We start from the raw sequence: 17,954 nt of genomic DNA, 5'->3' as shown, positions 1-17,954 counted from the left end.
GAGGCTTACGGCTTGATCGCTGGCACGCCGCAGAAGCGTGCCTGGTAGAATCAATCCAGGCTGGCGCCGCCGCCGCCGCCCTGCGGCACGAGCTGTTCGTAGGAGGGCAGAGGCTCCTCCGGAGCCGGCTGGACACCCGCAGGCGGCGGCGTGCCGGCCGGCGCCTGCTGCACCGTGCGGGCCGCCGGGCTCTCGGGCTGCTGCGGCTCCTGGTCCTTCATCAGAACCTCTACATCGGTATTCCGGCCGGCAACCACTGTAAAATCGCGCTGATAGATCTTGTCCTTGTTGCGGGCGATGGCAGAATATTCGCCTTCGGCAAGGACCATGGTCGGAAAGGCGCTGACGCTTTCGCCGACACTGTCGCCGGCGGCAGTCAGGATCGACCAGGCCGTGTCGGCAATCGCCTCGCCGCCGGATTCGGAGACCAGCTTGAAGGTCATCTGGGCGGCGCGGTGCTGGATCGTTGCCTCTGTGAGCTTGCCGGCCTCGACCTGGATGTCGGCTCGAATGACGGCGTTGACGCTGCCATATTCGGAAACGATGTGATAGGTGCCGGCATTGAGGCGCACGACGGTGTTCGGCGAGACGTCGGCCATGACGAGGCCACGCTCGCCATCGTCGCGCACTTCCGAGGAATAGATCGAGAAGCTCAGCTGGTCGGGGCGGATGCGGGCATCAGTGCCGGAGACGGCATTGAGCAGCAGGCCGCCGGCATCAAGGACCATCACCTGCTTGTCGACCTCGCCGTCAGCAGGAACGGTCAGCTTCTTGGTGACACCGGCGCGGCCGAAGGAGACATTGACGAAATAATCGCCCGGAGCGAGCTGGAAGGCGGCGGGTCCGCCCTTGGCGCTGGCGATCAGCGGCAGCTTGCCGTCGGCGCCGGCGATCGGGCTGAAGACATACCAGGAAAGGCCATCCTCGACAGGCGTACCGTCGGCCGTCAGTTTGGCTTCCATCGCGACGTCGCGCAGCTTGGCGCCCTCAGGCGCGGCGCCGGGCGCGATGAAGGCATTGAGCTTAGGCATCTTCGACGTCGAGTCGAGCTGTTTGAAATCCTTGAAGGCATCCTGCGCACCGGCGCCGAGGGGCATCAATACCATCAGGGCGATGGCGAGGCCGATGCGTGCAAGAGGCGAAATGCCAAACATCTGTTTCGTGAACCGATTGACTTCTGAAATCGCAAAGGCCACTTCAAGACCAACGCGATGGCAAATTCAAGACCCACGCTTTGCAGCAGCATAAAAATGAAAGTTTCTCCCGCATGAAATCCGATATCAAGCTGATCGATTACCTCGCCGTGCGCCGTTCAATTCCCGCTTTTCAGATGTGCGAACCCGGCCCGGAAAAGGCCGAAATCGAAGAGATCCTGCGGCTCGCTTCGCGCGTTCCCGACCACGGCAAGATCGCTCCCTGGCGCTTCATCGTCTATCGCGGAGATGAGCGTGCGCGCCTCGGCGAGGAGCTTCTCAAACTGGCGCTCGAGGCAAAGCCGGACCTTTCCGCAGAGATGATCCAGGTCGAGCGCACCCGCTTCACGCGCGCGCCCGTGGTTGTCGCCGTCGTCAGCAAGGCGGGGCCGCACATCAAGATCCCGGAATGGGAGCAGGTCATGTCGGCGGGCGCGCTTTGCTTCAACGTCATTCTTGCTGCCAATGCCAACGGCTATGTCGCCAACTGGCTGACGGAATGGTTCGCCTATGATGAGCGCGCCTATCCTCTGCTCGGCGTCGGTCCCGGCGAAAAGGTGGCGGGCTTCATCCATATCGGCTCGACGACATTCCCGGCGATAGAGCGGCCGCGGCCGGAGCTTGCCGATACCGTGACCTGGGTCGGGGGAGCGGACTGATGTTCTACACCACCGACAGCAACCGGCATGGCCTTGCGCACGATCCCTTCAAGGCGATCGTTTCGCCGCGGCCGATCGGCTGGATCGGCAGCAAGGGCAGAGACGGCTCGATCAATCTTGCGCCCTATTCCTTCTTCAACGCTGTCGCCGACCGGCCGAAACTGGTGATGTTTTCTTCCGCCGGTCGCAAGGACAGCCAGCGCAATGCGGGGGAAACCGGCGCCTTCACCTGTAATTTCGTCAGCCGCGATCTCGCCGAAAAGATGAATCTGTCCTCGGCGGCGCTGCCGTACGGCAACAGCGAATTCGATTTCGCCGGGCTGACGCCGAAACAGTCCGAACGGATTGACGCGCCCTATGTCGGCGAGGCTTACGCCGTGCTCGAATGCAGGGTCACCGAAATCATCGAGCCGAAAACGCTGTCGGGCGCGCCGTCTGAAAACGTCCTCGTCTTCGGCGAGGTGGTCGGCATCCATATTGACGAGGCGATCGTCAGAGACGGCCGCCTCGACATGTCGATCGCCCGCCCTGTCGCCCGCATGGGCTACATGGATTACAGCGAAGGCAGCGATGTTTTCGAGATGTTCCGGCCGCAGATACCAAAGGCGGGAGCCTGAAGGCAAGGCATAGAAAGGCTTAAGAAATATGGTGAACCAATCTTAAACCTTTTGTCGCTACGGTCACAGCATTGAATGAAACGCGAAGGAATCGCGTTCAAGTGCTGGGGCGTCGCGTGATCGTAGAAGCTTTCCTTCGTTGGATCGAAACGGCCAAGACCGGTGATCGGGCCCGGGCCGCGAACGCACTCGGTCGAGCCTATCTGCAATCCGAGATGAGCGGGGAGGAGCGGGCGGCAGCCGAGATGGCGATGACCTTTCTTCTCGATGACCCGTCGCCGCGTGTGCGGCTTGCACTGGCCGAGGCGATCGCCTGGTCACCCGACGCGCCGCGCGGCCTGATCCTTTCGCTCGCCGCGGACCAGCCCGAGGTTGCCTGCCACGCCGTCACCTGTTCGCCGCTTCTCAGCGACGCCGATCTCGTCGACCTCGCCGCGCGCGGCAATGGCGCCACCCGCATGCTGATCGCGGCCAGGGCCCATGTCAGGCGCCCGGTCTCGGCGGCACTTGCGGAGGTCGGCGATGAAGACGAAGTGCTTTGCCTGCTCGAAAACGATGGCGCGGCCATCTCCAGCCAATCGTTGAAACGGATAGCCGAGCGGCTTGGCGATTGCTGCGATATTCGCAACCTGCTGCTCGACCGCAGCGATCTTCCGGCCGATGCCCGCCAGCTGCTCACCCAGCATGTCAGCAATGCGCTGGTCGGCCTGCCGTTGGCGCGGGCGGCGATCGGCCTGCCGCGGCTCCAGCGCATCAGCCGCGAGGCGACCGAGGCAGCCATTGTTTCGATCGCCGGTGATATCGCGCCGCGGGAGATCCCGGATCTCGTCGAACATCTGCGCCTCAACGACCGCCTGACGCCGTCCTTGCTGATGCATGCGCTCTGCGCCGGCAAGCTGGATTTCTTCGCTGCTGCAATCGTCGATCTGACAGCGTGCAGCGAGCGCAGGGTGCGCTCGATCCTGGCAACCGGGCGCATGCACGCGGTTCGCGCCCTCTACGAATCTGCCGGCCTGCCGAGGGATATCAGCGTGATCTTCGTCGAGGCGACGCTTCTGTGGCGCGAGGCCGCTCGAAGGGCGCCGGGCAGCATGCTGGGGACCGTCGGCGGCCGTCTTCTCGAAAAATTCCGCCATCACCATGGCGCACACGGCGCGGCCGGAGAACTGCTCGACATGGTGGAAAAGCTTCATGTCGCCGAACAGCGCCGATCAGCCCGTGTCTATGCGGCGCTTGCGGCGGCCTAGTCGTTCAGCCGAGTCACCACCCAGGAATAGCTGGTGGAGACGAAATGCACGGGTTTGGAAAGCGTCTCCCTGACGTCGCGGCCGGATGGCAGATGTGCGCGGTCCTGGCCGGCAATGTTTTCAGCAAAGCCGGCGAGGCCTGTCGGTTCTTCGGGTGCCACCGGAGCGGTGTCGGCGGCGGCAGCAGGCAACGGCGCCGGTTTCGCCGGTTCGGCGATGGCAAGCGCTTTCGGGGCCTCGCACACGGCGATGACCGAGGGATAGCTGACATTGGCATAGGCCTTGAGCCGGCGTTCGGCTTCGGCATCGCAAGCGGCAACTGTTTCCCAGCGCTTGTCGACCGTCGCAACATAGCTGCATTGGCTGACGGAATCGTCGCAACCGAGAATTGTCATTGCGATGAGCACCGCTTGCATATTCTGCCTCCTTGGCTATGAACCTTGAGATCGCCTTAGACGGCGCAATTCCAACCGAAACAAGGCGAAGGCATTAACTCTTCGTCATGTCGCAAAATCTGCGCCTACCGCAAACATTGGAAACCATCATGTCCGTCACTATCGCCCAGGAGCCGCCGCGTCAGGACGGCGTCATCCGCCTTCTCGATCTTTCCGACGCCTATGCAGCGTCGCTCTATCCCGCGGAGAGCAACCACATGGTCGACCTCTCCTTGCTGGAGAAACCTTCGGTAAGCTTCTTCGTCGCCCGCAATGAGGGGGCAATCGTCGGATGCTGCGCGCTGGTCGAGGCCGGCGACGGCACGGCGGAGATCAAGCGCATGTTCGTTGACCCGCAGGCGAGGGGATTGAAGATCGCGAGCGGATTGATGAATGCGCTGGAGGCGATCGCGGGGGAAAAGCGGCTGACGGCGATCCGGCTCGAGACCGGCATCCACCAGCCGGAGGCGATCGCCCTCTACCGTAAATACGGATACCAGGAGATCGAGGCTTTCGGCACCTATCTTCCGGATCCGCTCAGTCTGTTCATGGAAAAGCGGCTGGGATAGCAGCCTGCGAAGGCAGGTTCAGCCTTCGGCGACGCGTGGGATCGGTTTCGCCGGCGGCGCCTGTTCGTCGATGACGATCTGCGGCACCCTTTCGCTGCTCTCGGCGTTGCGGGCCTCGTGGATCCATTCGCGCCAGATGGCGACGATCAGCGCCATCAGCACCGGACCGATGAAGAGGCCGAGAAAACCCATCGTCTTGACGCCGCCGATAAGGCCGAAAAAGGTCGGTAGGAAGGGCAGCTTGATCGGCCCGCCGACGAGCTTCGGTCGCAGCGTCTTGTCGACGATGAAGAGCTCGACAGTGCCCCAGACGAAGAGGCCGATGCCGGCGACATGCGAGCCGCTCGCCAGGAGATAGATGGAGACGAGCGTGAAGGAGAGCGGCGCACCGCCAGGTATCAGCGCCATCACCCCCGTGAGCACGCCGAGCGTTACCGGCGACGGCACGCCGGCGATCCAATAAGCCACACCGAGCACAATGCCTTCGCCGATCGCAATCAGCGTCATGCCCATGACAGTGGAGCTGATCGTTGCCGGGACGACGCGAGAAATGCGCTCCCAGCGGTTCGGCAAGATGCGCTCGCCCAGCATGTCGATCTGCTTGGAGAAGGAGAAGCCGTCACGATAGACGAAGAACAGCGCGATCAGCATGAAGAGCAACGTCAGCAGAAGATGGAAAGCGCCTCCGCCGGCTGCCAGAACGGCGCGATAGATGTTGCCGATATGAGCGCCGCTGATCGCCTGGATGAGTTCGCCGAGAGCGCCGGGACTGCCGACATATTTGGTCCAGAGATCATCGAGATAGGGGCCGGCAAACGGCAGCGCGACGATCCAGTTCGGCGTCGGCGCGCCGGCACGGTTGGCGTGGATCGCCCAGGCGAGCCAAGTGCGCACTTCGCCCGTCGTATAGGTGATCGCAAGCCCGATTGGGATGACCAGGAAGGTAAGGATCATGAGGATGGCGATGGTGGCGGCGACCGTCGTATTGCCGCCAACGCGGGCAAGCAGCTTGCGATAGAGCGGCCAGCTGGCAAAGCCGATGACCAGGGCAGCAAGCACCGGCACGAGAAAACCATAGAAGAAATAGACTCCAGCGGCGACGACCAGCACTAGCAGCCAGCGCGCCGCAGAGATGGAGGGAATCAGTGGCGTGCGCATCGGCGCCGACGGCCCCAGCCATCGCGGCTCATGATTGGTTTTCTGACGGTCGAACACACCCACGCGCGCCTCTTCTTATTGTTGTACTCTGGTTATGGGCCATGAACCCGGCGGTTTCAAGGTGCGCACGGTGAAAGCCCATACAAAGCGTCGCAGTTCGACCATTCGAAAGCGTATCTTACTGTTGCGACCGGCGGAGAACCTTGAAGGCGTAGAATTGCGACTTCTGGCTTGTCGAGAAATTATTGTCGGATCTGAGGATGAGAACGTCGGTACCGTCCCGGGCCTTGCCGAGCGACATCGCCCCGATGTTGTCCGGGACGAGACCGATTGGCGCCAGATCGAGAACCTGGCTCTCGCGGGGCAGGCACTTCGTAGGTGGCGCCGACCGTTGCGGTGCTGGACAGGAGAACGAAAACGGCAGTCGCGGCAAATCGCTTCGTCATGGCAAGATCCGGCAAGGTTGAAAACGATTCGAACCGACGCACCCACCATTTCCTGGAAAGGTCGCGCGCCGTCCGCTTCATGCGCCGGTTCTTTGACGGAGTTGTTACGGTTCTTCGTCAGTTCCGTGAAATCGCTGATGCTAAAATGCGGCGCGCCGGGCGTATCAGTCAGATCGCTCGGCGCGCCTTACACGTGTTTAAATATCGAGGTTTTCGGCGAAAGCCGCGCGCTCCTGGATGAAGCGGAAGCGGGCTTCCGGCTTGGTGCCCATCAGATCATCGACGGCGCTGCGGGTGCCTTCGAAATCCACCTCGTCGATCAGCACCCGGAGCAGGGTGCGCTTGGCCGGGTCCATGGTGGTTTCCTTGAGCTGGGCTGGCATCATTTCGCCGAGACCTTTGAAGCGGCTGATCTCCACCTTGGCCTTGCCCTTGAATTCCGTCTGCATCAGCTCGGCGCGGTGATTATCGTCGCGCGCATAGGCGGATTTCGCTCCTTGGGTGATCTTGTAGAGCGGCGGCACGGCGAGGAAGAGATGACCGCCACGCACCAATTCCGGCATTTCCTGATAAAAGAAGGTGATGAGCAGCGAAGCAATGTGAGCGCCGTCGACATCCGCATCGGTCATGACGATGATGCGCTCGTAGCGCAGATCTTCCTGCCGGTATTTCGAGCGCGTGCCGCAGCCGAGCGCCTGGATGAGATCGGCGAGCTGCTGATTGGCGCCGAACTTCTCGCGGCCGGCGCTGGCGACGTTCAGGATCTTGCCGCGCAGCGGAAGGATCGCCTGGTTGGCCCGGTTGCGCGCCTGCTTGGCCGAACCGCCAGCCGAATCGCCCTCGACGATGAAGAGTTCGGCGCCTTCGGCGGTGTTCTGCGAGCAGTCTGCAAGCTTGCCGGGCAGGCGCAGCTTGCGCACCGCCGTCTTGCGGTTGACTTCCTTTTCCTTGCGTCGGCGTAGGCGCTCCTCGGCGCGCTCGATCACCCAGTCGAGCAGCTTGGCCGCCTCGTTCGGATTGTCGGCAAGATAGTGGTCGAAGGGATCGCGCAGCGCGTTCTCGACGATGCGCTGGGCCTCGACCGTCGCAAGCTTGTCCTTGGTCTGGCCGACGAATTCTGGCTCGCGGATGAAGACCGACAGCATGCCGACGGCCGAGATCATCACGTCGTCGGTGGTGATCTGGGCAGCGCGCTTGTTCTGCGTCAGCTCGGCATAGGCCTTCAGGCCCTTGGTCAGTGCGATGCGCAGGCCTGCCTCATGGGTGCCCCCTTCAGGCGTCGGGATCGTATTGCAATAGGAATGCACCTGCGGGTCGCCGCCATACCAGGTGATCGCCCACTCCATCGAACCGTGGCCGCTCGCCTTCTCCGTCTTGCCGGCGAAGATTTCGCGGGTGACGGTGAATTCCTTGCCCATCGTCGCCTGGAGATAGTCCTTGAGACCGCCGGGGAAATGGAATGTCGCCTTGTCGGGCACCTCCGACCCTTCGGGCAGTACGCCAGGCTCGCAGCTCCAGCGGATCTCGACGCCGCCGAAGAGGTAAGCCTTGGAGCGCGCCATGCGAAAGACGCGGGCGGCTTCGAACTTCATGTGTTCCCCAAAGATCTGAGGGTCGGGATGGAAGCGCACACGCGTGCCGCGGCGATTGTGGACGTCGCCCAGTTCTTCGAGCCCGCCTTGTGGCAGGCCGCGGGAAAAGCGCTGGCGGTAGAGCTTGCGGTTTCGCGCTACCTCGACTTCGAGGAAGTCGGAGAGGGCATTGACGACCGAGACGCCGACGCCGTGCAGGCCGCCCGAGGTCTCGTAGGCCTTGCCGTCGAATTTGCCGCCGGCATGCAGTTTGGTCATGATGACTTCGAGCGTCGACTTGCCCGGCACCTGTGGATGGTTCTCGACCGGAATACCGCGGCCGTTGTCGGTGACGGTCAGATAGCCCTGCAAATCGAGATGCACTTCGATGAAATTGGCGTGTCCGGCGACCGCTTCGTCCATCGCATTGTCGATGACTTCGGCGAAGAGGTGATGCAGCGCCTTTTCGTCGGTGCCGCCGATATACATGCCTGGGCGCATGCGCACTGGCTCGAGGCCCTCGAGAACGCGGATCGACGAGGCGCCGTAATCATCCGCGTTGGAGGCGACGGAGGCGGGACGGGGAGAGACGGGCTGTGCAGCCGCCGGCGCACGCTCGGGCGCGGCCGCAGGCTTCTGCGCCTCCTCGCGTTTTTCAGAAAGAGGCAGTCCGGAAAAAAGGTCGTTGCTGTCGTCCATGGAGCCGTTCAGATCTTCGTCCTGTCTTGGGTCTGGCTTGGCACTTGCATCCGCCGCCGACCCAAAATCACCGCATTTCATGTCACGTTTGCGAATCAGGCAGATTCTGCCAGAAAGCGCCGCGAGACGCGACACCGCCGGATTGGCGGGGTTTTGACACATGATTTGCGTTGCCGGGCGCGGAATGGCAAGCGGCGGCAGGCTTCAGGAAACCATCCGCATGCGAATGTCCACAAGTGATTACACCGTTATATCAGCAATTGCGGCCTTTTTCTTGTCAGCAGCCGTTCTTTCCGCCGGCGGACCGGCGCGGGCGGGCGACACCCTGCCGCCTTTCAAGGACGATCTGTTTTCGAAGCAGACTGTGCTCCAGACGAGCGACGGTGGCGCCTCCGAGGTTATCGATTACGACGAGATGCGCGATATCAACGACCGCGACCAGATCCCGGAGAAGCGGGCGCAGCAGAAATATGTGTCTCTCGCCATCCGCAAGGCCCAGGCGGACGAAACCCTCTCACTCGACGGCGTCAGGCTCGATGTCACCAGGGTGGGACCAGCCCAGAATGCTGCCTTCACGGTGATTTTCATCCACGGACGCGATGGCGACCGCCGGCTCGGGGCCAATGATTACAGCTTCGGCGGCAATTTCAACCGGCTGAAGAACCTCGTCGCCGGTAATGGCGGCGTCTATTATTCGCCGACGGTCAGGAGTTTCGACAGCAACGGCGTTGCCGCGATCGAAGGCCTGATCCGTTATGCCAGCGCGCAATCACAGGGCCGGCCCATCGTCCTTTCCTGCGCCTCGATGGGCAGCCAGATTTGCTGGGGCATTGCGCGTGACGGCGACAGCGTCAAGCGGCTGAAGGGCATGCTCGTCATGAGCGGTGTCACCGATCCCGATTTCACCAGGAGCGCGTTTTACAAGGCGAAACTACCGCTCTGGTTCGCGCATGGCAGCCGCGACCCGGTCTATGCCGCCGCCGACCAGCAGGCGCTGTTCGAGCGCCTGCGAAAGGCGAAATATCCGACGCACTTCACGCTATTTCAGACCGGCAATCACGGAACGCCGATCCGGATGATCGACTGGCGCAGGGCCTTGAACTGGATCCTTGCGGCTTAACGGGCGTTTTCCGGCAGAAATATGCTCGAGATCGCGGAGATTCCCGTTACGTCAGGGGCATGATGCTTTTCTTTACCGCAAGCTTTTGATAATGCGGCCGGGGATATGAAGTTTGTGGAAGGCCGGCATGACACCTGACGTGCGCCCGCTGGTGGCGGGAAACTGGAAAATGAACGGCACGCGTGCCTCGCTCGATCAGATCAAGGCGATCGCCGAGGGCGTTCGCCCGCCGCTCGCCGACAAGGTCGAGGCGCTGATCTGCCCGCCGACGACGCTGCTCTACGTGGCAACCGCGCTCTGCACCGACAGTCCGCTTGCGATCGGCGCGCAGGACTGCCACCAGAAGCCGTCGGGCGCACATACCGGCGACATCTCGGCCGAGATGATCGCCGATAGCTTCGGCACCTATGTGATCGTCGGCCATTCCGAACGTCGCACCGACCATGCAGAGACGGACCATCTGGTGCGCGCCAAGGCGGAAGCGGCTTTCGCCGCCGAGCTCACAGCGATTATCTGCATCGGCGAGACGGCGGCCGAGCGCCGGGCCGGGCAGGAACTCGACGTCATCAAGCGCCAGCTTTCCGCCTCGGTTCCCGATGCCGCAACCGCCGAGAACACAGTCATCGCGTACGAGCCGATCTGGGCGATCGGCACCGGGGTCACGCCGACATCAGGCGATGTCGAAAAGGCGCATGCCTTCATGCGTGCGGAGCTCGTCTCCCGCTTCGGCGATGAAGGCCGCAAGATGCGGCTTCTCTATGGCGGCTCGGTTAAACCCGCCAATGCCGGGGAACTGCTGGGCATCGCCAACGTCGACGGCGCGCTGATCGGTGGAGCGAGCTTGAAAGCCGCCGACTTCCTCGCCATCTACCGGGCCTATGAGGCGCTGCTCGCCTGACACGTTGTTCATAGCTCGGTTTATTCCGGCAGAAGGGCTTGGAATAGGCGAGAGCCTCATGTAAAGAGCCGCCAGAATTCTTACTTATGTCCGTCTCCAGGCGGGCAGGACTGGACCCATGCAGACAGTATTGATTGTCATCCATCTCATGATCGTGCTCGCCCTCGTCGGCGTCGTGCTCATCCAGCGCTCGGAAGGCGGCGGCCTCGGCATCGGCGGCGGTTCGGGCTTCATGTCGGCCCGCGGCACGGCCAATGCGCTGACCCGCACAACCGCAATCCTGGCGACTTTGTTCTTCCTCACCTCGCTCGGTCTCGGCATATTGACGCGCTACGAGGGCCGTCCGAGCGACATCCTCAACCGCATCCCCGCGACGAGCGGCCAGGGCAACGGCATTCTCGATTCGCTCGGCGGCGGTGCACAGGCCCCGGCGAACCAGCCGGCCGACAACGGCGTTCCGAGCAGCGGTGCGGCTGCGCCCGCACCACAGGCTCCGGCCGCGCAAGCTCCCGCAGCAGAGGCTCCGGCAGCCACCGTGCCTTCATCGACTGCTCCGGCAGCAACTGCCCCATCGACGACTGCGCCCGCAGCCCCGGCCGCGCCGGCACCGGCTCAGCCCTCCGGCGTCCCGACGGGACAGTAAACCGGGCTTCGACATAAACCGCCGGCAGGCCCTCGGGTCTGCCGGTTTTCTTTTGTGCAGATTCCCGGTCAGGCTCCGAAAATTCTGGAAAAGAATTTTTGGGCTGGTGGAATCGTTTTTGAAAAGGTATCCGGTGAATCCCATGGCGCGATACGTATTCATCACTGGCGGCGTGGTTTCCTCTCTCGGAAAAGGAATTGCGGCCGCGGCTCTCGGAGCGTTGCTGCAGGCCCGTGGATATCGGGTTCGGCTTCGCAAGCTCGATCCCTATCTGAACGTGGACCCGGGCACGATGAGCCCGACCCAGCACGGCGAGGTCTTCGTCACCGACGACGGCGCGGAAACCGATCTCGATCTTGGCCACTACGAGCGCTTCACAGGCCGTTCGGCGACCAAGACGGACAACATCACCACCGGCCGCATCTACAAGAACATCATCGACAAGGAACGCCGCGGCGACTATCTCGGCGCGACGGTGCAAGTCATTCCGCACGTCACCAACGAGATCAAGGATTTCGTCACCGAGGGCAATAAGGACTACGACTTCGTAATCTGCGAAATCGGCGGCACGGTCGGCGACATCGAGGCGATGCCCTTCATGGAAGCGATCCGCCAGCTCGGCAACGATCTGCCGCGCGGCACCGCCGTCTACGTCCATCTGACGCTGATGCCTTACATTCCGGCCGCCGGCGAGCTCAAGACCAAGCCGACCCAGCATTCGGTGAAGGAGCTGCAGGCGCTTGGCATTCACCCCGATATCCTGCTGGTGCGCGCCGACCGCGAAATTCCGGAAGCCGAGCGCCGCAAGCTCTCGCTATTCTGCAACGTGCGTCCGTCGGCCGTCATTCAGGCGCTCGATGTGGCCAATATCTACGACGTGCCGATGGCCTACCACAAGGAAGGGCTCGACGACGAAGTGCTCGCCGCCTTCGGCATCGAGCCGGCGCCGAAGCCGCGCCTCGACCAGTGGGAAGAGGTCTGCAACCGCATCCGTACGCCGGAAGGCGAGGTAACGATCGCGATCGTCGGCAAATATACCGGTCTGAAGGATGCCTATAAGTCGCTGATCGAGGCGCTGCATCACGGCGGCATCGCCAATCGGGTCAAGGTCAAGCTCGAATGGATCGAGTCGGAAGTCTTCGAGAAGGAAGATCCCGCGCCTTATCTCGAAAAGGTGCATGGCATTCTGGTGCCCGGTGGCTTCGGCGAGCGCGGCTCCGAGGGCAAGATCCATGCGGCGCGCTTCGCCCGCGAGCGCAAGGTGCCTTATTTCGGCATCTGCTTCGGCATGCAGATGGCCGTCATCGAGGCGGCGCGCAATCTCGCTGATGTGCCGGACGCGTCGTCGACCGAGTTCGGCCCGGCGAAGGAGCCAGTGGTCGGCCTGATGACGGAGTGGGTCAAGGGCAACGAGCTGCAGAAGCGCACGGCGGCTGGCGATCTCGGCGGCACCATGCGCCTCGGCGCCTACAAGGCGGCGCTGAAGAAGGGCACGAAGATCTCGGAGATCTACGGCTCGACGGATATTTCCGAGCGTCATCGCCACCGGTACGAGGTCAATATCGACTACAAGGACCGGCTCGAGAGCTGCGGCCTCGTCTTCTCCGGCATGTCGCCGGATGGCGTGCTGCCGGAGACGATCGAATATCCCGATCATCCCTGGTTCATCGGCGTGCAATACCATCCCGAACTGAAGAGCCGGCCGCTCGATCCGCATCCGCTGTTTGCAAGCTTCATCGAAGCAGCAACCGAGCAGAGCCGTCTCGTCTGACGACTGCGGCGCCAGATCGCGCGGCTATCGCGCGATCTCGTCAATCAGCCATTCTATTTTCAGGCAGCGGTCGGCAGCGGCCCGATATAGACCGAACGCGGGCGGATCAGCCGGCCGTCGAGCGCCTGTTCGCGAGCATGCGCCAGCCACCCCACAGTGCGGCCGATCGCAAAGACGCCGGTGAAGGCCTGGCGCGGGAAGCCCAGCGCTTCGAGCAGCAGCGCGGTATAGAATTCGACATTGACCTCGAGCCGCCGGTTGGGCTTGCGCGCTTTCAGGATCGCCAATGCGGCGGCTTCCACCGCCTCGGCGAGTTCGACGCGGGCGCTGTCGACCTGGCCAGACGAGATCAAAGGCGTCAGCGCGCCTTTCAGCGCATCGGCGCGGGGATCGCGGACGCGGTAGATGCGGTGGCCGAAGCCCATCAGCCTTTCGCCGCGATCGAGTGCATCGGCGAGCCATGTGCCGGCATTATCCGGCGTTCCCACCGCATCCAGCATATCGAGGACGGGACCGGGCGCGCCGCCATGCAGCGGCCCCTTCAGCGCGCTCAACGCCGCCAGAACCGAAGAGGTGAGGCCAGCCTGCGTCGAGGCGATGACCCGCGATGCGAAGGTCGAGGCGTTGAGCCCATGATCCGATATCGTCACGAGATAGGCGTCGAGTGCCGCCGTCTGCTCCTTGGTCGGCAATCGTCCGATCAGCATGCGCAGGATATCGGCCGCTTGTGGCAGCGAGGCGTCGGGCGCGATCGGTTTCTGCCCGCGCTGCAGCCTGAGAATCGCCGGCAGGAAGACCGCCGGCGCTGCCAGAAGGCTGAGCGCGATGTCGAAATCCTCGCCATCGGACAGCCGGGCTAACAGTGCCCGCATCGCATCGACCGGCGGCAAGGCGATCAAGGCGGCGTCGGCGGCTTTGATATGGGCGAAAACCTTCGTTCGTGCCTGTGCCAGCCAGTCGCGTAAGAGCGCCTCATCGAAGCTTCGCTCCATCAAGCCGTCGAGCAGCAGTGCAGCGACGCGCTCATAGGTGCCGCCTGCGACCAGATGATCCAGCGATACGCCGCGGATGATCAGTCGACCCGCTTCGCCATCGACATCCGACAGCTGCGTTTCGGCGGCAATAACATCTTCCAGGCCGTTTTTCATGTGGGTTCTCCTTTACGGCTCGAATGATCCGACCTAGTCTTATTGACGTCAATCTTGACGCAATTGATCAATGTGAGGCTGTGATGCCGTGGTTGACCACCCACGAGGCGCTGCAGGCGCTGAAGACCAAACCGCAGACGCTCTACGCTAATGTCAGCCGAGGGCGCATCCGCGCCAAGCCCGATCCCGCCGATCCGCGCCGCAGCCTCTATCACGCTGCCGACGTGCGGCGGCTTGCAGATCGCCATGCCGGCCGCCGCAAGGCCGAAATAGTGGCGGCCGAGACGATCCGCTGGGGCGATCCCGTACTTTCCTCGGCAATCTCCACCGTGACGGGCGGACGCCTTTTCTATCGTGGGAAGGATGTGGCCGGTTTCGCCGAGACGGCGACGCTGGAGCAGACCGCGGCATTGCTGTGGAATGGAGCGGAGACGCCTGCCTCCTCGACCGCGACCACGCATGGCTCTCCATCGCTTCAGGCCGCGTTCCTGGCGCTTGCCGGGCGGGTGACATCGGACCTGCCGTCGCTTGGCCGCTCGCCGGCGGCACTCCGGCGTGAGGCGAACGGAATTCTCGCCACGATCGCAGATGCGTTGGCACCAGGCGCTTCGGACCGGCCGCTGCATCTCAGACTTGCGGCAAGCTGGCAGCGGCCGGAGGCCGGCGAATGCCTGCGTCGCGCGTTGGTGCTGCTTGCCGATCATGAACTCAACGCCTCGGCCTTTGCTGCACGAGTCACGGCCTCATCGGGTGCGGCGCTATCCGCCGCCGTAATTTCCGGCTTGGCGACGCTGACGGGACCGCTGCACGGCGCCGCCTGGCAGAGCGTTGATGCATTGATCGAGGCAGCCTGCGCCCTCGGTCCGGCGCAGGCAATCCGCCGCACCCTTGCCCAGGGCAATCGCTTATCCGCCTTCGGTCATCCGCTTTATCCGGACGGAGATATCAGAGCGTTGGCGCTGCTTTCGCAATTTCCACTGCCACCTGAGTTCGCCGAGGTCAGGGATAGGGGCGAGGAGATCGTCGGGGAAAAGGTCAATGTCGATTTCGCGCTTGCCGCGATGGCGGCAGCCTTCGATCTGCCGAGAGAGGCGCCGATCGTCGTTTTTTCGCTTGCACGCTGCACCGGCTGGCTTGCGCATGCGATGGAGCAGATCGAAAGCGGCGAATTGATCCGGCCACGGGCACGTTATACCGGACCGGCGCCCGATATGAAGAGCAGCACTTGAGGATGCGGGGTTCGCTTTTTTCGCCTATTGAAATATCCGAATTCGGCTATCATGCCTCGTATGGAAGAAGACGGTTGGCGGGCGCTTTCGCAGATGCAGTTCCGCACGGTCACGGGGGCTTTCCATGAATATAACGTTTCTCAAGCTGTTTGCCGCCGGACTCGCTGCCGGCCTCATTCCGCAGGGCGCGGTACTCGCGCAATCTGCGGGCTGCGCGATCTCGCGCGATGGCGGCGCCCGCCAGACGCTCAGTTGCCCTGGTGGCGTCAAGGTGACGGCGGAGGCCGGCGCGTCTTTCCAACTCTCCGACCGCAATCGCGACGGCAGTCCCGATTCGGCCTCGCTGCGGCGCAAAGCGATCCTCGTCGATGTCGACGGCAGCCAGCATGCGGGTGGTTTCCAGGTGGTGACACCGCAGGCGATCGCTGCCGTGCGAGGCACACAATGGGCTGTTGACGTCGCGGGCGACAAGACCTCGGTCCTTGTCGTCAGAGGCAGCGTGGCCGTCCGCCGGCCTGCCGGCGAGCCGGTGGTGCTGTCACCGGGCGAGGGCGTCGATGTTAGCAGCGGAACCGAACCGCTGGTCGTGCGCCGCTGGCCCGCGCCCCGCGTCGCCGCCCTTCTTGCCCGCCTCGGCCAATAAATGCCATGAGTCATCGCCTGCTGACCGTGATCGCGCTGCTGCTCGCCGGTCTTTGGGGCGCGGCGCTCGGCTATCTCAATCTCAATGGCGGGATAGGCTTTCTCGACCGGATGGAGGCCTCGCTCGCCGACATTCGCAGCATCATTGTCGGAGCGAAGGCGCCGCCTCCCGTCGTCTCGATCGTCGCAATCGACGACCGTACGGCGGCGGCCCACGGCTATCCCCTGGACCGGGCGACACTGGCGCGTCTGGTCAATGCAATCAACGCTTTGAAGCCGAAGGCTCTGGCTCTCGACATCCTCCTCGTCGATCCGGGACCGGAGGAGGGCGATGCAGCACTAACCGCTGCCCTTGGAGAGGGACCGAGCGTGATTGCGGCGGCGGCCACCTTTGCGCAGAGCCGGCAGCGGGTTACCGACTTGGCGGACGATCCGCTTGCCGCCATCCCTGAAGCAGATCAGCTTCTCTTGCCGCTTCCGCGCTTTGCCAGCGCGGCCGCGGTCGGTGTCGTCAATGTCGCCACCGACCAGACCGGCACGCCTCGTTTCATTCCACTGATCTCGCGCGCCGCAGACCGGTTGGATCCGGCTTTTCCGCTGCGAGCCGCCTCGGTGGCGCTCGGTGTCGATCCCAGCATCGGACGCGATGCGATCATGCTCGGAGCATTGCGCATTCCCACGGATATTGGCCAGCGCCTACCGGTGACCTTCTATGGCCGGCGCGGCAGCATCGCCACGTCAAGCGCCGCCGATGCGCTTGATGGCAAGCTGGCGGCGGACGCGGTCACCGGCCGCATCGTCGTCATCGGCTCGACTGTCACCGGCGGCGGCGACGTCTTCCCGACGCCCTTCGATCCCGTGATGCCGGGCGTCGAGGTGATGTCGACCGCGATCACCCATCTCGTCACTGGCGACGGCATGGTGCGCAACCACAGGATCAGGCTGATCGATGCCGCCATCGCCGTCGGGCTGGCGATCATGCTGATTTCGCTGACCGCTTGGCGGCGAAGTGCTGCGGGCTATGCCATCATAGTGCTGGTGCTGGTCGTCTGGGCAATGCTCAATCTGGCGGCGTTTGCGCATGGCTATTGGCTGAGTGCCGCCCTGCCGATCGCCGCAGCGTTGCCGCCAGTGCTGATCTTCGGCGCAGCCGAGCTTTGGCTCGACCGCGGCCGCGCCCGCCATTTCGCCGAGCAGAGCGCGCTGCTGCAGCGCATCGAGGCGCCCGGTCTTGGAGAATGGCTGGCGCGCCATCCGAACTTCCTCGCCGCCCCGGTGCGCCAGAACGCGGCCGTCGTCTTCATCGATCTCTCGGGCTTCACCGGCCTCAGCGAAACCCTCGGGCCGGTCAAGGTGAGCGAAATGCTGAGCGGTTTCTTCGAAATCATCGATGAGGAGGCACGGGCCCACGGCGGCGCCATTACCAGTTTCATGGGCGACGGGGCGATGATCCTGTTTGGCCTGCCGGAAGTCGCCGCCGACGATGCCGCCCGGGCCATCGCCTGCGCGGTGCGGCTCTGCGAGCGCACCCGCGCATGGCTTCGGACGCAGGGGGGCTTTGCCGGGAAGAACATCGGTTTCAAGGTTGGCGCCCATTGCGGGCCGATCGTCGCCTCGCGGCTCGGCACCGGCGACAGGCAGCAGATCACGGCGGCGGGCGATACGGTGAACGTCGGAAGCCGCCTGATGGAGGTCGCCGCCCGTCATGGCGTCGAGCTGGCGCTCAGCGCCGAAATCGTCGGCGCCGCAGGCCCGGACAGCGTGCTCCTCAAATCAGGCCGGATCGAAGGGCCGCTGGAAACCGAACTGCGCGGCAGGGCAAGCCATATCGATGCCTGGCTGTGGCGCAGCCGCACGCTTTGACAATCGCTGCGGGAGCGGCTAGGAACGGCGCAAATATCCCGCCGGCT

The 17,954-nt window shown here is 63.5% G+C and carries 16 protein-coding genes and 1 pseudogene; 11 read left to right on the top strand and 6 right to left on the bottom strand.

Annotation, left to right across the window (positions count from 1 at the left end; translation table 11 throughout):
• Window positions 1-50: 50 nt before the first annotated feature.
• On the bottom strand, window positions 51-1,154 hold the full coding sequence (locus NXC14_RS11385; protein ID WP_085780073.1) for a hypothetical protein: 1,104 nt from the start codon (window positions 1,152-1,154) through the stop codon (window positions 51-53).
• A 113-nt stretch (window positions 1,155-1,267) separates the two neighbouring features.
• On the opposite strand from NXC14_RS11385, the gene NXC14_RS11380 reads away from it, so the two are divergent.
• The 3 genes from NXC14_RS11380 to NXC14_RS11370 all read left to right on the top strand — a co-directional run bounded on the left by NXC14_RS11380 (window position 1,268) and on the right by NXC14_RS11370 (window position 3,716).
• Window positions 1,268-1,852, top strand: a complete 585-nt coding sequence (locus NXC14_RS11380; protein WP_085778232.1) for a nitroreductase — start codon at window positions 1,268-1,270, stop codon at window positions 1,850-1,852.
• Window positions 1,852-2,469 (top strand): flavin reductase family protein, encoded by a 618-nt coding sequence (locus tag NXC14_RS11375; RefSeq protein ID WP_085778231.1) that lies wholly within the window; start codon window positions 1,852-1,854, stop codon window positions 2,467-2,469. Before NXC14_RS11380 ends, NXC14_RS11375 begins: the two co-directional genes overlap by 1 nt.
• Window positions 2,470-2,570: 101 nt before the next feature.
• Window positions 2,571-3,716, top strand: coding sequence for a DUF2336 domain-containing protein (locus tag NXC14_RS11370; protein ID WP_085778230.1), 1,146 nt, complete (start codon window positions 2,571-2,573; stop codon window positions 3,714-3,716).
• Here NXC14_RS11370 and NXC14_RS11365 read toward each other — a convergent pair.
• Window positions 3,713-4,132 (bottom strand): hypothetical protein, encoded by a 420-nt coding sequence (locus NXC14_RS11365; protein WP_085778229.1) that lies wholly within the window; start codon window positions 4,130-4,132, stop codon window positions 3,713-3,715. The genes NXC14_RS11370 and NXC14_RS11365 overlap by 4 nt on opposite strands.
• Before the next feature lie 128 nt (window positions 4,133-4,260).
• Between NXC14_RS11365 and NXC14_RS11360 the strand changes: the two genes are divergently transcribed.
• On the top strand, window positions 4,261-4,719 hold the full coding sequence (locus NXC14_RS11360) for a GNAT family N-acetyltransferase (RefSeq protein WP_085778228.1): 459 nt from the start codon (window positions 4,261-4,263) through the stop codon (window positions 4,717-4,719).
• Window positions 4,720-4,737: 18 nt separating this feature from the next.
• On the opposite strand, the gene NXC14_RS11355 is transcribed toward NXC14_RS11360, so the two are convergent.
• From NXC14_RS11355 to parE, 3 genes and pseudogenes are all read right to left on the bottom strand, one after another.
• On the bottom strand, window positions 4,738-5,940 hold the full coding sequence (locus NXC14_RS11355) for an AI-2E family transporter (RefSeq protein WP_085778227.1): 1,203 nt from the start codon (window positions 5,938-5,940) through the stop codon (window positions 4,738-4,740).
• A 115-nt stretch (window positions 5,941-6,055) separates the two neighbouring features.
• Window positions 6,056-6,238, bottom strand: a pseudogene (locus NXC14_RS33350) (esterase-like activity of phytase family protein); the annotation flags it as partial.
• A gap of 282 nt (window positions 6,239-6,520) precedes the next feature.
• Window positions 6,521-8,593: a DNA topoisomerase IV subunit B gene (gene parE / locus NXC14_RS11345; protein ID WP_085780072.1), complete on the bottom strand. Its 2,073-nt coding sequence runs from the start codon at window positions 8,591-8,593 to the stop codon at window positions 6,521-6,523.
• A gap of 220 nt (window positions 8,594-8,813) precedes the next feature.
• Here parE and NXC14_RS11340 point away from each other — a divergent pair, with 220 nt between their 5' ends.
• The 4 genes from NXC14_RS11340 to NXC14_RS11325 all read left to right on the top strand — a co-directional run bounded on the left by NXC14_RS11340 (window position 8,814) and on the right by NXC14_RS11325 (window position 13,025).
• Window positions 8,814-9,713, top strand: coding sequence for a phospholipase (locus NXC14_RS11340; RefSeq protein ID WP_085780071.1), 900 nt, complete (start codon window positions 8,814-8,816; stop codon window positions 9,711-9,713).
• A gap of 127 nt (window positions 9,714-9,840) precedes the next feature.
• Complete coding sequence (gene tpiA / locus NXC14_RS11335) at window positions 9,841-10,611, top strand: triose-phosphate isomerase (RefSeq protein WP_085778226.1); 771 nt, start codon at window positions 9,841-9,843, stop codon at window positions 10,609-10,611.
• A 118-nt stretch (window positions 10,612-10,729) separates the two neighbouring features.
• On the top strand, window positions 10,730-11,254 hold the full coding sequence (secG, locus tag NXC14_RS11330) for a preprotein translocase subunit SecG (protein ID WP_085778225.1): 525 nt from the start codon (window positions 10,730-10,732) through the stop codon (window positions 11,252-11,254).
• A gap of 142 nt (window positions 11,255-11,396) precedes the next feature.
• Entirely contained in the window at window positions 11,397-13,025 is a 1,629-nt protein-coding gene (locus NXC14_RS11325; RefSeq protein ID WP_004673124.1) for a CTP synthase, read from the top strand.
• A gap of 59 nt (window positions 13,026-13,084) precedes the next feature.
• On the opposite strand, the gene NXC14_RS11320 is transcribed toward NXC14_RS11325, so the two are convergent.
• Entirely contained in the window at window positions 13,085-14,173 is a 1,089-nt protein-coding gene (locus tag NXC14_RS11320; protein ID WP_085778224.1) for a citrate synthase/methylcitrate synthase, read from the bottom strand.
• Window positions 14,174-14,256: 83 nt separating this feature from the next.
• On the opposite strand from NXC14_RS11320, the gene NXC14_RS11315 reads away from it, so the two are divergent.
• The 3 genes from NXC14_RS11315 to NXC14_RS11305 all read left to right on the top strand — a co-directional run bounded on the left by NXC14_RS11315 (window position 14,257) and on the right by NXC14_RS11305 (window position 17,907).
• The gene (locus NXC14_RS11315; RefSeq protein WP_085778223.1) at window positions 14,257-15,402 is read left to right on the top strand and encodes a citrate synthase; all 1,146 of its coding nucleotides are present in this window, start codon (window positions 14,257-14,259) and stop codon (window positions 15,400-15,402) included.
• 124 nt (window positions 15,403-15,526) lie between these two features.
• Complete coding sequence (locus NXC14_RS11310) at window positions 15,527-16,045, top strand: FecR domain-containing protein (RefSeq protein WP_085778222.1); 519 nt, start codon at window positions 15,527-15,529, stop codon at window positions 16,043-16,045.
• A 5-nt stretch (window positions 16,046-16,050) separates the two neighbouring features.
• Window positions 16,051-17,907 (top strand): adenylate/guanylate cyclase domain-containing protein, encoded by a 1,857-nt coding sequence (locus NXC14_RS11305; RefSeq protein WP_085778221.1) that lies wholly within the window; start codon window positions 16,051-16,053, stop codon window positions 17,905-17,907.
• Window positions 17,908-17,954 lie beyond the last annotated feature (47 nt).

This window comes from Rhizobium sp. NXC14 (assembly GCF_002117485.1).
In the GTDB taxonomy this organism is placed as follows: Bacteria; Pseudomonadota; Alphaproteobacteria; order Rhizobiales; family Rhizobiaceae; genus Rhizobium.
Note: the sequence above shows the minus strand (reverse complement) of the source record. Positions and strands in the feature narration are given on the sequence as shown.